Origin of the sequence: Acinetobacter sp. A2, from assembly GCF_048537555.1 — a bacterium.
In the GTDB taxonomy this organism is placed as follows: Bacteria; Pseudomonadota; Gammaproteobacteria; order Pseudomonadales; family Moraxellaceae; genus Acinetobacter.
The window spans coordinates 483,524-498,720 of sequence record NZ_CP183239.1; the positions used below are offsets into that span (position 1 = coordinate 483,524).

General features: G+C 43.6%; 12 protein-coding genes, 2 tRNA genes and 3 rRNA genes. 12 read left to right on the plus strand and 5 right to left on the minus strand.

The annotated features are described in order from the left end of the window. Window positions 1-78 precede the first annotated feature (78 nt). From ACNS8M_RS02200 to rrf, 8 genes are all read left to right on the plus strand, one after another. Window positions 79-936, plus strand: coding sequence for a 23S rRNA (adenine(2030)-N(6))-methyltransferase RlmJ (locus ACNS8M_RS02200; RefSeq protein ID WP_168418543.1), 858 nt, complete (start codon window positions 79-81; stop codon window positions 934-936). Between the two features lie 43 nt (window positions 937-979). Further along, the gene (gene pssA / locus ACNS8M_RS02205) at window positions 980-1,804 is read left to right on the plus strand and encodes a CDP-diacylglycerol--serine O-phosphatidyltransferase (RefSeq protein ID WP_168418544.1); all 825 of its coding nucleotides are present in this window, start codon (window positions 980-982) and stop codon (window positions 1,802-1,804) included. 41 nt (window positions 1,805-1,845) lie between these two features. Next, complete coding sequence (locus ACNS8M_RS02210; RefSeq protein WP_168541450.1) at window positions 1,846-2,967, plus strand: DUF6670 family protein; 1,122 nt, start codon at window positions 1,846-1,848, stop codon at window positions 2,965-2,967. Window positions 2,968-3,398: 431 nt separating this feature from the next. Beyond that, window positions 3,399-4,935: ribosomal RNA gene (locus ACNS8M_RS02215) — 16S ribosomal RNA — on the plus strand. A 61-nt stretch (window positions 4,936-4,996) separates the two neighbouring features. After that, window positions 4,997-5,073, plus strand: a tRNA-Ile gene (locus tag ACNS8M_RS02220). A 64-nt stretch (window positions 5,074-5,137) separates the two neighbouring features. Further along, a tRNA-Ala gene (locus ACNS8M_RS02225) sits at window positions 5,138-5,213 on the plus strand. Window positions 5,214-5,631: 418 nt separating this feature from the next. Then, window positions 5,632-8,524: ribosomal RNA gene (locus ACNS8M_RS02230) — 23S ribosomal RNA — on the plus strand. A 223-nt stretch (window positions 8,525-8,747) separates the two neighbouring features. After that, a 5S ribosomal RNA gene (gene rrf / locus ACNS8M_RS02235) occupies window positions 8,748-8,862 on the plus strand. Together the 16S, 23S and 5S rRNA genes with 2 tRNA genes alongside form the textbook arrangement of a ribosomal RNA operon. 141 nt (window positions 8,863-9,003) lie before the next feature. Here the strand turns inward: rrf and ACNS8M_RS02240 are convergent. The 5 genes from ACNS8M_RS02240 to rplM form a co-directional block, all read right to left on the minus strand. Further along, window positions 9,004-9,654, minus strand: coding sequence for a hypothetical protein (locus ACNS8M_RS02240; RefSeq protein ID WP_168418858.1), 651 nt, complete (start codon window positions 9,652-9,654; stop codon window positions 9,004-9,006). A 16-nt stretch (window positions 9,655-9,670) separates the two neighbouring features. Next, the gene (locus tag ACNS8M_RS02245; RefSeq protein ID WP_168418859.1) at window positions 9,671-10,099 is read right to left on the minus strand and encodes a ClpXP protease specificity-enhancing factor; all 429 of its coding nucleotides are present in this window, start codon (window positions 10,097-10,099) and stop codon (window positions 9,671-9,673) included. A gap of 10 nt (window positions 10,100-10,109) precedes the next feature. After that, complete coding sequence (locus ACNS8M_RS02250; protein ID WP_168418860.1) at window positions 10,110-10,763, minus strand: glutathione S-transferase N-terminal domain-containing protein; 654 nt, start codon at window positions 10,761-10,763, stop codon at window positions 10,110-10,112. A gap of 223 nt (window positions 10,764-10,986) precedes the next feature. Next, window positions 10,987-11,373 (minus strand): 30S ribosomal protein S9, encoded by a 387-nt coding sequence (gene rpsI / locus ACNS8M_RS02255; RefSeq protein ID WP_154321029.1) that lies wholly within the window; start codon window positions 11,371-11,373, stop codon window positions 10,987-10,989. Window positions 11,374-11,385: 12 nt separating this feature from the next. Continuing rightward, on the minus strand, window positions 11,386-11,814 hold the full coding sequence (gene rplM / locus ACNS8M_RS02260) for a 50S ribosomal protein L13 (protein ID WP_004909012.1): 429 nt from the start codon (window positions 11,812-11,814) through the stop codon (window positions 11,386-11,388). A gap of 266 nt (window positions 11,815-12,080) precedes the next feature. On the opposite strand from rplM, the gene ACNS8M_RS02265 reads away from it, so the two are divergent. The 4 genes from ACNS8M_RS02265 to ACNS8M_RS02280 all read left to right on the plus strand — a co-directional run bounded on the left by ACNS8M_RS02265 (window position 12,081) and on the right by ACNS8M_RS02280 (window position 15,181). Beyond that, complete coding sequence (locus ACNS8M_RS02265; protein ID WP_154321028.1) at window positions 12,081-12,470, plus strand: hypothetical protein; 390 nt, start codon at window positions 12,081-12,083, stop codon at window positions 12,468-12,470. A gap of 62 nt (window positions 12,471-12,532) precedes the next feature. After that, entirely contained in the window at window positions 12,533-13,501 is a 969-nt protein-coding gene (gene pdxA, locus ACNS8M_RS02270) for a 4-hydroxythreonine-4-phosphate dehydrogenase PdxA (protein ID WP_154321027.1), read from the plus strand. A gap of 19 nt (window positions 13,502-13,520) precedes the next feature. Then, entirely contained in the window at window positions 13,521-14,333 is an 813-nt protein-coding gene (rsmA, locus tag ACNS8M_RS02275; protein ID WP_168418861.1) for a 16S rRNA (adenine(1518)-N(6)/adenine(1519)-N(6))-dimethyltransferase RsmA, read from the plus strand. Beyond that, window positions 14,333-15,181: a symmetrical bis(5'-nucleosyl)-tetraphosphatase gene (locus ACNS8M_RS02280; protein WP_168461525.1), complete on the plus strand. Its 849-nt coding sequence runs from the start codon at window positions 14,333-14,335 to the stop codon at window positions 15,179-15,181. Before rsmA ends, ACNS8M_RS02280 begins: the two co-directional genes overlap by 1 nt. Window positions 15,182-15,197 lie beyond the last annotated feature (16 nt).

A 15,197-nucleotide genomic window follows, 5' to 3' on the forward strand; every position in this document is an offset into this window, starting at 1 on the left:
ATTTTAGAGGAATACAAGCTCCTGAATGAAACTTTTTTTCATGCTAAAATAGCGGTTGATTTTAGGAATGAACCAAACATGAATTATCGTCACCATTTCCATGCAGGCAACTTTGCCGATGTCATGAAGCACGTCTTATTGCTGCAAATTCTGACGCGTTTAAATGCCAAAGATAAACCTTATCGTTATGTCGATACACATGGCGGTGCGGGTAAATATGACTTGTCTTTAGCACCTGCACAGAAATCGGGTGAATTTTTAAATGGTATTCACCGTTTGGTAAAACTAGATGATTCAATCAAGCGTCAGGCACCAGAAGGTGTACAGCAATATTTAAAACTGGTTGAAGAAATGCGTACTGTCGATGGTCAGGGGGCTTATCCAGGTTCTCCGTGGTTTGCCTTACAGGGTATGCGTGACATCGACAAAGCCACAATTTTTGAAATGCAGCGCGACGTATTTCAGCAATTACGTCATAACATTCGTGACAAACGTGCAGGCTTACATGAACGTGATGCCTACGAAGGTTTATTGGGTGTGATTCCACCTAAAGAAAAACGTGGTTTGGTGATGATTGACCCACCGTATGAATTGGAACGTAAAGACTTTCCACAATTGGTGGAATTATTGGCTGCTGCGCATAAAAAATGGCCGACAGGTGTGTTCGCAGTATGGTATCCAATTAAAGACCGCGCCATGATTGAACGTTTTGAAAAGAAAATGTTTAAAACAGGTATTCGCCGTCAGTTAATTTGTGAAATTTGTGTATGGCCAGATGACACACCAGTTGGTTTAAATGGCTGTGGTTTGTTGGTGATTAATCCACCTTGGAAATTCTCTGAAGATGCAGATGAAGCCTTGCAATGGCTATTCCCTCATTTACGCATGCAAGAACATGGTGGGCATGCTGCAGTGCGCTGGTTGGTTGGCGAATAAAAAAGTTAAATAGACGTTCAGGTTACAGTTAGGACACAAAATAATGACAAATACATCCAAGCCCGAAGGTGAATATAGTTCCCGTGATCTTGAACATGACGGAATTACATTTGAGGTGGTGGAAGAAGAGCATACCCGCGAAGGGCAAAAGGTGAAACGTCGTGGTATCTACCTGTGGCCAAACCTGATTACCACGGCAGCATTGTTGTCGGGTTTTTACTCGATTATTGCCAGTATGAATGGTGAGTTTAGCCAAGCCATTTACGCTATTTTTCTAGCGGCATTATTTGATGGTCTAGATGGGCGTGTGGCACGTGCTATTGGCGCGCAAAGTCCTTTTGGTGAGCAGTTTGACTCTTTGTCTGATATGTTGGCTTTTGGGGTTGCGCCTGCCATTCTTATGTATAGCTGGAGCTTGCATGATTTAGGCCGTATTGGCTTGGCGGCATGTTTTGTTTATACCGCTTGTGCTGCCTTCCGTTTGGCGCGTTTTAATGTGCAAATTGGTGTGGTCGATAAACGTTATTTTATTGGAGTTGCGAGTCCTTTAGCAGCACTGATTATTGTGTCTTTGGTTTGGGTGGGGCGTGATTTCCCTGAACTGTATGATATTCGTGAGTTTGGGCTACAAATCTTGAATGCTGTGATTATTATTGCAGTAGGCTTATTGATGATTTCTAACATCAAATATTATTCATTTAAAACCTTTGACCGTAAACGTGTTCCATTTTTTGTTTTACCTATAGCCGTCTTTATTTTGGCCGCCATGACTTATAACATTCCAGTAGGTATTTTGGTGATTTCAATCATTTATGCACTTTCAGGTTTTGTGACCACCTTTATGGCAAGAAAAAATGCAGTGAGTTAGTGCAGCATTAGACTGACACATCAACTCACAAGGAGTTTGATATGCAGCTGTTTCAAGATTTTTTAGATCGTTCCAAACAACTCAATCAAACTCCTGATGCGCTTTGTAAATTGCCTTATCATGCGCCAAAACATCATTATAAATTTATCTATCAGGGCTTAATTCTGCCTGCTTTACCTGCACCATTGCATTATGTGAATTTTCTCGGTTTATTGGGCCATCTGAATAGTAATATGTTACGTACTGAGCAGATGCTGAACGGTTCAGCTTTAGATACTGTCAGTATTCATTGCAGCACCAGTCCGCACATGGTAGGACAAACCAATCATTATTCCATGCAACACGATTGCAAATTCAGTCGACACAATTTTCAGTTTGCTCGTAAAGAATGCATTACAGGTAAGTTTCCGCAATTTCGGATTCAGCGTGATGATACTGAGTTGAGTTTTGATTTACAGATCACCACAAGTACCACAATTTCTTATTTCACTAAACTGCGGATGAGTTTAGCCGAACACTGGTCATTATTGTGCCAATGTGAAGGCGATGTTCGTTATAAAAATCAAAATTTTGAGATTCAACAATTAGGCAGTTTTGAATACGCCAGATCAATACAGTTTCCCTATTTAGCGGTCGCATTCTTTTGCTATCAGGTAATTAATTTAGAGAATCAGCAGCAAATGCTGTTGTTACAAAGTCGTGATGTATTCAATCGTATTCTGCAATCTCGAATTTATTTGCGTGATGCAAGCACTGGGCAAAGTACTTTGTTTGATGAACAGGTTCAGCTACATATTCAGCGTGTCTATCCACAAGTGACAACACCAATCGGACAGACAATGTATTTACCGCGTGAATTTGAATGGACTTGTCAGGATGTAAATGGCAACAGTATTTATGTCAAGGCGCAAAGTCGAGGGGATTTTAAATTTGGCGCGGCTGCAGGTTATGTAGGGAGTTTTCAATACCAACTTTCTATCAATGGAAACTTGCAACAGGGTGAAGCAGGTTATTGTGAATATATAGATTGCCGTGCGCTGAAGTGGCAGGAGCAAGATCAGGCGGAAAATGTACCCGCGGCAGTATTGAATCCCGAACCTTTTATGATCAAAAAAAGAAATAATCAAGATTTTTCTGGAAAATTACATAATTTTGATGAATAAACAACCACTCAAACAATATTTTTGCTAAAAACAAAAAACAGGGCTTGCAAGCGATGGGAATTCATCTATAATGCACATCCATCGGCGGTGATGTTGATAAAAACTTGTTGAAAAACAACAGCTTGGTTGATTGATTTAAGATTAATTGAGTTTGTTTTGAGTAGATGGGTTTGAAAATAAAATCAACATTGCATGTTGACTTTCTAGAAATAGAGAGTAATATGGCCGACCTAGCTTGATGCTGACGAAGCATCGAGAAGATCATTAAGAGATTATGAAGAACAACTTGTGTGGATTTTTACTGATTGATTAATCGAAAATATTTCATTGATTGATTGGTTTAAATTACTCGAAGTTTATTTGAGCGAAATTTAAGTCAGAAAATTGATGAGCCAGATTTGGAAGTTTAGATTAAAACTTCAAAATGATTTTAACTGAAGAGTTTGATCATGGCTCAGATTGAACGCTGGCGGCAGGCTTAACACATGCAAGTCGAGCGGGGAAGGTTGCTTCGGTAACTGACCTAGCGGCGGACGGGTGAGTAATGCTTAGGAATCTGCCTATTAGTGGGGGACAACATTCCGAAAGGAATGCTAATACCGCATACGTCCTACGGGAGAAAGCAGGGGATCATTTGACCTTGCGCTAATAGATGAGCCTAAGTCGGATTAGCTAGTTGGTGGGGTAAAGGCCTACCAAGGCGACGATCTGTAGCGGGTCTGAGAGGATGATCCGCCACACTGGGACTGAGACACGGCCCAGACTCCTACGGGAGGCAGCAGTGGGGAATATTGGACAATGGGGGGAACCCTGATCCAGCCATGCCGCGTGTGTGAAGAAGGCCTTTTGGTTGTAAAGCACTTTAAGCGAGGAGGAGGCTCTCTTGGTTAATACCTGAGAAGAGTGGACGTTACTCGCAGAATAAGCACCGGCTAACTCTGTGCCAGCAGCCGCGGTAATACAGAGGGTGCGAGCGTTAATCGGATTTACTGGGCGTAAAGCGCGCGTAGGTGGCTAATTAAGTCAAATGTGAAATCCCCGAGCTTAACTTGGGAATTGCATTCGATACTGGTTGGCTAGAGTATGGGAGAGGATGGTAGAATTCCAGGTGTAGCGGTGAAATGCGTAGAGATCTGGAGGAATACCGATGGCGAAGGCAGCCATCTGGCCTAATACTGACACTGAGGTGCGAAAGCATGGGGAGCAAACAGGATTAGATACCCTGGTAGTCCATGCCGTAAACGATGTCTACTAGCCGTTGGGGGATTTGATCCTTTAGTGGCGCAGCTAACGCGATAAGTAGACCGCCTGGGGAGTACGGTCGCAAGACTAAAACTCAAATGAATTGACGGGGGCCCGCACAAGCGGTGGAGCATGTGGTTTAATTCGATGCAACGCGAAGAACCTTACCTGGCCTTGACATAGTAGAAACTTTCCAGAGATGGATTGGTGCCTTCGGGAATCTACATACAGGTGCTGCATGGCTGTCGTCAGCTCGTGTCGTGAGATGTTGGGTTAAGTCCCGCAACGAGCGCAACCCTTTTCCTTACTTGCCAGCATTTCGGATGGGAACTTTAAGGATACTGCCAGTGACAAACTGGAGGAAGGCGGGGACGACGTCAAGTCATCATGGCCCTTACGGCCAGGGCTACACACGTGCTACAATGGTCGGTACAAAGGGTTGCTACACAGCGATGTGATGCTAATCTCAAAAAGCCGATCGTAGTCCGGATCGCAGTCTGCAACTCGACTGCGTGAAGTCGGAATCGCTAGTAATCGCGGATCAGAATGCCGCGGTGAATACGTTCCCGGGCCTTGTACACACCGCCCGTCACACCATGGGAGTTTGTTGCACCAGAAGTAGGTAGTCTAACCGCAAGGAGGACGCTTACCACGGTGTGGCCGATGACTGGGGTGAAGTCGTAACAAGGTAGCCGTAGGGGAACCTGCGGCTGGATCACCTCCTTAACGAAAGATTGACGATTGGTAAGAATCCACAACAAGTTGTTCTTCATGACGATGTATCTGAGGGTCTGTAGCTCAGTTGGTTAGAGCACACGCTTGATAAGCGTGGGGTCACAAGTTCAAGTCTTGTCAGACCCACCACTACTGACGACGCAAGAGATTGCAGAGTAAACGGAAATCAGAAACATTGACTTATTGATAAGCTGGGGACTTAGCTTAGTTGGTAGAGCGCCTGCTTTGCACGCAGGAGGTCAGGAGTTCGACTCTCCTAGTCTCCACCATACATTACAAAGTAATGTAAAACTGAAGTTAAATTCCAAAGATAGCTTATAGAATTTAGTAAATAGGTTAAATCGTAAAGATTTAATGATTTATTAAATTCTGTGATTTATCACAGTGAACTACTCGCTGACGAGGCGGTAGGAAATCATTAACAGATTGGCAAAATTGAGTCTGAAATAAATTGTTCAACTCATTTAATTCAAGATTGACAGTAATACTTCGGTGTTACGTTTTAATTACGAATTGAAATGAGAACTAGCAAATTAACTGAATCAAGCGTTTTGGTATATGAATCTAATTGAAGCTGTACAGTGCTTAAGTGCACAAGACGTCAAACTGTGAATTAAATAAATATTTTATATTTATTTAATTGTCTTAACCCTACTTGTAGGGGTTAACGACTGTTTGGGGTTGTATAGTCAAGTAATTAAGTGCATGTGGTGGATGCCTTGGCAGTCAGAGGCGAAGAAAGACGTGATAGCCTGCGAAAAGCTCCGGGGAGGCGGCAAATATCCTTTGATCCGGAGATTTCTGAATGGGGGAACCCACCTACCTTAAGGTAGGTATCGTATGATGAATACATAGTCATACGAAGCGAACGCGGGGAAGTGAAACATCTCAGTACCCGTAGGAAAAGAAATCAATTGAGATTCCCTCAGTAGCGGCGAGCGAAAGGGGAAAAGCCCATTAAGTTATGTGTGTTTTAGTGGAATGCTCTGGGAAGTGCAACCATAGTGGGTGATAGTCCTGTACACGAAAGGGCACACATAATGATGACGAGTAGGGCGAGGCACGTGAAACCTTGTCTGAATATGGGGGGACCATCCTCCAAGGCTAAATACTCCTGACTGACCGATAGTGAACCAGTACCGTGAGGGAAAGGCGAAAAGAACCCCTGTGAGGGGAGTGAAATAGATCCTGAAACCGCATGCATACAAGCAGTGGGAGCCGACTTGTTCGGTGACTGCGTACCTTTTGTATAATGGGTCAGCGACTTATATTCAGTAGCGAGGTTAACCGCATAGGGGAGCCGTAGAGAAATCGAGTCTTAATAGGGCGTCTAGTTGCTGGGTATAGACCCGAAACCGGGTGATCTATCCATGAGCAGGTTGAAGGTTGGGTAACACTAACTGGAGGACCGAACCCACTGTCGTTGAAAAGCCAGGGGATGACTTGTGGATAGGGGTGAAAGGCTAATCAAACTCGGTGATAGCTGGTTCTCCCCGAAAGCTATTTAGGTAGCGCCTCGGACGAATACCATTGGGGGTAGAGCACTGTTTCGGCTAGGGGGTCATCCCGACTTACCAAACCGATGCAAACTCCGAATACCAATGAGTACTATCCGGGAGACAGACTGCGGGTGCTAACGTCCGTAGTCAAGAGGAAAACAATCCAGACCGCCAGCTAAGGCCCCAAAATCATAGTTAAGTGGGAAACGATGTGGGAAGGCATAGACAGCTAGGAGGTTGGCTTAGAAGCAGCCACCCTTTAAAGAAAGCGTAATAGCTCACTAGTCGAGTCGGCCTGCGCGGAAGATGTAACGGGGCTAAAACTATGTGCCGAAGCTGCGGATGTATACTTTGTATACGTGGTAGGGGAGCGTTCTGTAAGCCGACGAAGGTGGATTGAGAAGTCTGCTGGAGGTATCAGAAGTGCGAATGCTGACGTGAGTAACGACAAAACGGGTGAAAAACCCGTTCGCTGAAAGACCAAGGGTTCCAGTCCAACGTTAATCGGGGCTGGGTGAGTCGACCCCTAAGGCGAGGCCGAGAGGCGTAGTCGATGGGAAATTGGTTAATATTCCAATACTTCAGTGTAATGCGATGAGAGGACGGAGAAGGTTAAGTCAGCCTGGCGTTGGTTGTCCAGGTGAAAGGAAGTAGGCATGCATCTTAGGCAAATCCGGGGTGCTCTATGCTGAGATCTGATAGCAAGCTGTACTTGTACAGTGAAGTGGCTGATACCCTGCTTCCAGGAAAAGTCTCTAAGCTTCAGTTACACTGGAATCGTACCCGAAACCGACACAGGTGGTCAGGTCGAGTAGACCAAAGCGCTTGAGAGAACTCTGCTGAAGGAACTAGGCAAAATGGTACCGTAACTTCGGGAGAAGGTACGCTGTTGATGGTGATAGGACTTGCTCCTTGAGCTGTCGACAGCCTCAGAAACCAGGCCGCTGCAACTGTTTATTAAAAACATAGCACTCTGCAAACACGAAAGTGGACGTATAGGGTGTGATGCCTGCCCGGTGCTGGAAGGTTAATTGATGGGGTTAGCGTAAGCGAAGCTCTTGATCGAAGCCCCAGTAAACGGCGGCCGTAACTATAACGGTCCTAAGGTAGCGAAATTCCTTGTCGGGTAAGTTCCGACCTGCACGAATGGCATAATGATGGCGGCGCTGTCTCCAGCAGAGGCTCAGTGAAATCGAATTCGCCGTGAAGATGCGGTGTACCCGCGGCTAGACGGAAAGACCCCGTGAACCTTTACTGCAGCTTGACATTGAACTTTGACCTTACTTGTGTAGGATAGGTGGGAGGCTTTGAAACTCGGACGCTAGTTCGAGTGGAGCCGTCCTTGAAATACCACCCTGGTAATGTTGAGGTTCTAACTCTGTCCCGTTATCCGGGACGAGGACCATGTCTGGTGGGTAGTTTGACTGGGGCGGTCTCCTCCTAAAGAGTAACGGAGGAGTACGAAGGTGCGCTCAGCGTGGTCGGAAATCACGCGTAGAGTATAAAGGCAAAAGCGCGCTTAACTGCGAGACCCACAAGTCGAGCAGGTACGAAAGTAGGTCTTAGTGATCCGGTGGTTCTGTATGGAAGGGCCATCGCTCAACGGATAAAAGGTACTCTGGGGATAACAGGCTGATACCGCCCAAGAGTTCATATCGACGGCGGTGTTTGGCACCTCGATGTCGGCTCATCTCATCCTGGGGCTGAAGCAGGTCCCAAGGGTATGGCTGTTCGCCATTTAAAGAGGTACGCGAGCTGGGTTTAGAACGTCGTGAGACAGTTCGGTCCCTATCTACCGTGGGCGCTGGAAATTTGAGAGGATCTGCTCCTAGTACGAGAGGACCAGAGTGGACGAACCTCTGGTGTACCGGTTGTGACGCCAGTCGCATCGCCGGGTAGCTATGTTCGGAAGGGATAACCGCTGAAAGCATCTAAGCGGGAAGCCTACCTCAAGATAAGATTTCCCCGAGGCTTTATGCCTCCTAAAGAGCCGTTGAAGACTACGACGTTGATAGGTTGGATGTGGAAGCATAGCGATATGTGAAGCTGACCAATACTAATTGCTCGTGAGGCTTGACTATACAACACCCAAACAGTTGTTGTATCACAAGCATCAATCGATTCATAAAAGATCACTTAAACCTGATCAGATCAAATATCTTGATTCAGCCCTTGCTGAACATGAAATTTCAGATACAATAGCCAACCTGTTAATAACTCATTTGGAACTAAGTAAGGCATTACAAGCGAAAGCATCGAGCTTAAGCAATGTAACTAAGACCCGAACAAGTCCATAACAGTTGTGCTGGCGACAATAGCAAGAGTGAACCACCTGATCCCTTCCCGAACTCAGAAGTGAAACCTCTTCGCGCTGATGGTAGTGTGGGGTTACCCATGTGAGAGTAAGTCATCGCCAGCTCATTATTCAAACACCCTCAACAAGCGTTGAGGGTGTTTTTTTATGCCTGAATTAAAATTAAAAAGAATAAAAATAAAGAACACCAAAAAATAAAACCATCAATGGATGGTTTTAAATTGGTCTAGTTTGACTGAAGTGTTATCAAGCAAATAATTGAGTAACAGCACACCAAAGAATAGCAAGAATCGCAATTGCAACAATAGGCTCTAAAACTTTAGACCATGTTGGAACAGTTGCTTCTATAAGCTCAATTTCTGCGTGATTGTCGTGGCTATGTTGTTGAACCATTTGATTAAACTCCTTCATTGATGCTTCTAATGATAGCTCTTCTTGTGGAATTGGTTTAGAGCCTTTTAGCTCTGTTAGTTCGTTTGTTGACCAAATCCAATCATCAGCCTGACCAGATAAATGCTCGATTTGGCCAAGCAATAACTCGCCTATGCCTTTATTACCAAAATTGCCAGTATGATCCAGTTGCTTGAGCTCAGCCAATTGTAAGGCTAGTATTTCACTAATGTTGTGCTCTAGTTCGGTTTTGCTTAGTGTGGATTCATTGGCAGTTGATGTGGTTAGGCGGCGTGCAACTTCTTGAATATAGAGTTCATCTTGGCTATCTATTTCCTGATAAAGTTTTTGATTATCTTCACGCCATAAACTTACCAATTTACCTAGGCTGAGTGCGTTAATTTCTTGAATATATTGATCACGCTCTACCGAGTCATATTGTTTCAAAAGCGATGGCTTTTGAAGTTTAATCTGCGCTGCAAAATATTGTACTAAATCAAAAGCCATTCACTACTCCATTGTTTTAATCTAATAATCTAAGGCTTGGTTTTTTCTTAGTTTGTTCGGGTTTTTCTTCAGTCTTTAATTCTAAAGCATCTTCATCATTTTGGATATGTTGATACTCGCTCGGATCAAAGAATAAGCCTTGTCCATTTTCTCGAGCGTAAATCCCTAGTACCGCATTCATTGGCACATATAAGTCGCGTGAAACACCACCAAAGCGTGCGGAGAATGTAATTGCATCATTGCTCATGTGTAAGGCGTGTACAGCATGTGGAACAATGTTTAATACTATCTGACCATCCTGCACAAATTGTTCAGGAACAAGCGTATTCGGCTGTGTAGCGTCTACCAATAAATGTGGCGTGAGTTGGTTGTCGCAAATCCAGTCATAAATTGCGCGAGCTAAATAGGGACGGGTCGGACTTAAGTTGATTTCAGATTCAGACATAATGTGCTCTTTAAGTATGAATTAAAAATTCCTGATAGCGGTTTTTTTCCTGCAATGTCATTGATTTTAAAAATGCAGGGCGATTAAAAATACGCTGGCAATAGAGAAAAATAGGTCTACAGTGTTGTTTGGGTAGCTCAATGCCCATGGCTTTGAGTCGTATAAATAATGGCGCTAGCATGCAGTCTAAAATATTAAATGTTTCAGACATAAAAAAAGGATAATGTTGAAACAGTGGTGTGAGTGAAATGAGTGTATCACGTAATTGTTTTTGTGCTGTACGTTGTGCTTGGCTATTTAAGCTGTCAGGGTGGCGCAGCATGTCATCGGCGAGCTTGAACCAATCGTGCTCAAAGCGCCAGATATATTGACGTTGTTCTGCGCGTGGCATAGGGGCATCGGCATAGAGCTTATTTTGTCGATAACGATCATCTAGATATTCTGAAATTATGCTGCTATTGAATAATTTGAGATCATTTTCTAATAATATGGGCAATTGATTGTAGGGATTGAGACTAGCGAGGTCTTCATCCTCATGATCGACAAGAATCAGTTGATATTTGATTTGTTTTTCGGCAAGAACGTAACGAATCCAATGTGAGCGAAAGTCGTCTGCATGACTATAGAGGGTGATGCCTTGTAAAGGTGCGTTTTCGACTGACATAATCCGATATAAAACCAAATGAATAGAATAGGATACTAGACTTGGTGACTAAAATCACGCAGCAAACCTGACAAAAGTGTATGAGATATTTATTGAGATGCTGATTGGGTTTTATAAGTAGCTAAAGTGTAGATTTTGGTTGAATCGTATATCTTGGTGTTGTTATGCAAATAAAAAAGCCTTGGAAAATCCAAGGCTTTTTGTGTCCGATTAGGTAAACGAATTAACGTTTAGAGAATTGTGGACGTTTACGTGCTTTACGTAAACCAAGTTTCTTACGTTCAACTTCACGAGCATCACGAGTAACGAAACCAGCTTGACGAAGAGCAGGTTTTAAAGTGTCGTCAGATGCGATCAATGCACGAGTAATACCGTGACGGATAGCACCAGCTTGACCACCAATACCACCACCAGCAACAGTGATGTAAAGGTCATATTTGTCAGTAGCTTCAAGAAGTTCTAACGGTTGACGTACGATCATACGAGCAGTTTCACGACCGAAATATTGCTCAAGAGTACGGTTGTTAATTACGAGTTTACCTGTACCAGCTGATAAGAAAACACGTGCAGTTGCGGTCTTACGGCGACCTGTACCATAATTAGTAGCCATGTGCTGTATCCCTTAGATGTCCAAAACTTGTGGCTGTTGAGCTGTGTGAGGATGCTCAGCACCAGCGTACACTTTCATTTTCTTGATCATAGCATAACCAAGAGGACCTTTTGGCAACATGCCTTTTACAGCGCGTTGGAAGATTTCTTCTGGTTTGTGAGCAACTAATTTCTCGAAATTAGTTTCACGGATACCACCAGGGAAACCAGTGTGGCGATAGTATTTCTTATCAAGTGATTTGTTACCAGTCACTTGAACTTGCTCAGCATTGATAACAACGATGTAGTCACCAGTGTCAACGTGAGGAGTATAAGAAGTTTTGTGCTTACCGCGTAAACGACGAGCGATTTCTGTCGCAAGGCGACCTAGAGTTTTGCCAGAAGCATCAACAACGTACCAGTCGTGTTGAACTTCAGCTGGCTTAGCGCTGAGAGTTTTCATTAAACCACTACCTATTATAGTTGGTTTGGACTATGGAAGCTGTCCAAACAAAAAGGAGTCCGAATTCTACCTGAAATTAACTAGAACCACAATGGAAATGTCACATTTTAAGCGCTATATTTTAGCGAGCTTAAATACAAAAGAAAAGTTGAATAAATTTGTAACATTCAACATTAAAAGCCTAGATTTATGCTGTTTTAAATCGCCTTTATAGGGTTATAAGTAAAGTTTTTAGTAGATAATATTGAAACAAAAGGGGGGATAGGATGTCGCAAGATTTGCAATCAGAAATACAGCAGCAGTCTGATCTACCTACTTCAAAATTCATTAAATTTATTGCTGGATGTTTTATTACATTGCTCAGTGTCTATATGCTGGCTTTTGTAGTATTGGGTGCTGTATATGGTGTGGATGTGTTTAGCATCTTATTACTGTATTCAATTTTTTTCCATTTAGCACTTTTCCCATTTTTATTGTATGGCGTTGGTGGAATCATTTTGCTGTGTTTAGCAGACACCCAATATCGGGAGGTGCTGAAAAAATCACAAAAAATATTGATGATGGGGCTGTTATTGGGTGTTGCTGTTACCGCTATTTCTGAATGGGCGCATGTGCAAGGGATTTTGCAGACTCGATTTATCTTGGACTGGAAATAAAACAATCAACTAAGATGGCGCTATACTTTAATTATCCTTAGATAAATCTGGACTGAGCATTTATGCGACCTTTATATGTCACCAGTGGTGAACCCGCAGGGATTGGACCTGATATTTGCTTGAGTTTGGCAGACCGAGTGGATGAGCGTCCAATTGTGGTATTGGCAGATCATCAATTATTACAACAACGTGCCGAAATTCTAAACCAAAAAGTCGAATTGATTGAATATTTAGGTCAGCAGCACGCAGCTGCAGTGGGGCAGTTGTATGTTGAACATGTGCCCTTGGCCGCAGAGGTACAACTTGGTCATTTAAATGCTCAAAATGCGGCTTATGTGTTAGAGCAATTACGTCGTTCTGCATCGTATGCCATGACGGGCAAAAGTGTCGGTGTTGCGACAGCGCCAGTACAAAAATCGATTATTAATGAAGCGGGCATTTCGTTTAGTGGACATACTGAATATTATCAGGAGTTTGCAGGTGTAGAACGTGTGGTGATGATGTTGGCGACTAAAACGCTACGTGTTGCCCTCGTAACAACGCATTTACCGTTACGTGCAGTCGCAGATGCGATTAGCAAAACCCGTTTGCAGCAGGTGATTGATATTTTGCTGCATGATTTAAAAAGTAAATTTAAGATCGAGCATCCTAAAGTGTTGGTGTGTGGTTTGAATCCACATGCGGGTGAAGATGGTTATTTAGGCATGGAAGAAATTGAAGTCATTAATCCTGTGCTGCAAAATTACCGTAACCGTGGGGAAAACCTAAGCCTGAGTTTGCCTGCAGATACGTTGTTTACCCCTGAAAATTTAAAAGATGCTGATGCAGTATTGGCGATGTATCACGATCAGGGTTTACCTGTGTTAAAATCTCAGGGCTTTGGTGAAGCAATTAATATTACTTTAGGCTTACCGTTTATTCGCACTTCAGTCGATCACGGCACAGCGCTCTCCCTCGCAGGTACAGGACTTGCGAAAAGTTCTAGCTTGCATGTTGCTGTCGATTTAGCGCTGGATTTAGCACGTTCATAATCTCAGCTTGGAAATCTTTATGTATCAAATTAATGCCCTAAACCCAAAGGAAGAAGGGCATCAGGCTCGTAAACGCTTTGGTCAAAACTTTTTACATGACCAACGTGTGATTGCCAAAATTGTACGCTCTGTTAACCCACGTCCGGGTGATAATATTATCGAGATTGGGCCGGGTTTGGCTGCATTGACCTCACCTTTAATTGGTGAGTGTGATGCCTTGACTGTAGTGGAGTTAGACCGTGATTTGGCTGCAGGCTTGCCAGGGCGTGTACCGCATCCCGAACGCTTGACCATTGTTGAAAGTGATGCCCTGAAATACGATTTTAGTGAATTATTTGCTGAAGGCCGTCCTTTACGTGTGGTCGGGAACTTGCCTTACAATATTTCGACTCCGTTATTGTTCCATCTCTTAGAATTTGGCGACAAAGTCAAAGACATGCACTTTATGCTGCAAAAAGAAGTGGTGGATCGTATTACCGCATCGCCAAACACCAAAGAATATGGGCGTTTGTCGGTGATGATGCAATATTACTGCAAGCCAACCTTCTTGTTTGAAGTGCCGCCTGGTGCATTTAACCCACCGCCTAAAGTGACTTCTGCTGTATTTCGCTTAGAACCCTATGCAACCAAACCAATTATTGCCAAAGATGAAAAGGCATTGGCACGTTTGGTGTCGCATGTTTTTACCCAGCGTCGTAAAACTTTACGTAATAGCTTAAAAGGCATGTTGGCTGAAGATGCATTTGAGCGTGCAGGGGTAGACCCAATGGCACGTCCTGAAACTTTAAGTTTGGAAGCATTTGTCGCATTGGCAGATCAAATGGTGAGTTAATGGCAGAAATTCGATACAACTATGTGATTGGCGATGTACAGGGCTGCTTTGAAGCCCTGAAACTGTTACTTAAAGAAATCCAGTTTGACCCTGATCAGGATTTTATCTGGTTTGCTGGCGACTTGGTTGCACGTGGTGAAAACTCAATTGGTGCATTGCGCTTTATTAAAAAACTGGTCGATCGCGGCGTTGCAGCAACAGTTTTAGGCAATCACGATTTGACGCTGTTAGCAGGCGCACGTGGCTTAAAGAAAATTAAAGAGCAAGACAATACCCGCGATGTAATTGATGCGATTGACAGTGATGATTTAATTGACTGGCTACGCAAACAGCCTTTGTGTCTTTTTCCGAATGAAAATACGATTTTGACCCATGCAGGTATTCCCCATATTTGGGATGCTGCACAAACAGCAGCCTATGCTAAAGAAGTCGAAGCGGTCATTGGGCATGAAGATTTTGCTGTGGTGGATGCATTTTTTAAGGAAATGTATGGGGCAGAACCTACAGTTTGGTCGGATGATTTAACGGGACATGCGCGTTTACGTTGTATTACCAATTATTTGACCCGTATGCGTTTAGCCAATTTACAGGGTGGTTTGGAGTTCAGCTTTAAAGATGCCTTAGATGACCCGATGCCAGAAGGTTTTAAACCGTGGTTTGAATATCCATCTTTAGCTGCGCAAACACATCAAATCGTATTTGGTCATTGGGCGGCATTGCAAGGGAAAAGGGTAGCTGACAATATTCAAAATGTAGATGGCGGTTGTGTGTGGGGCAATCAGCTCATGGCGTATCGTTTGGAAGATCAGCAATTGTTTGCAGTGGATAATCCGCTGGCAGAATGGTAACAATACTTTATCTTTA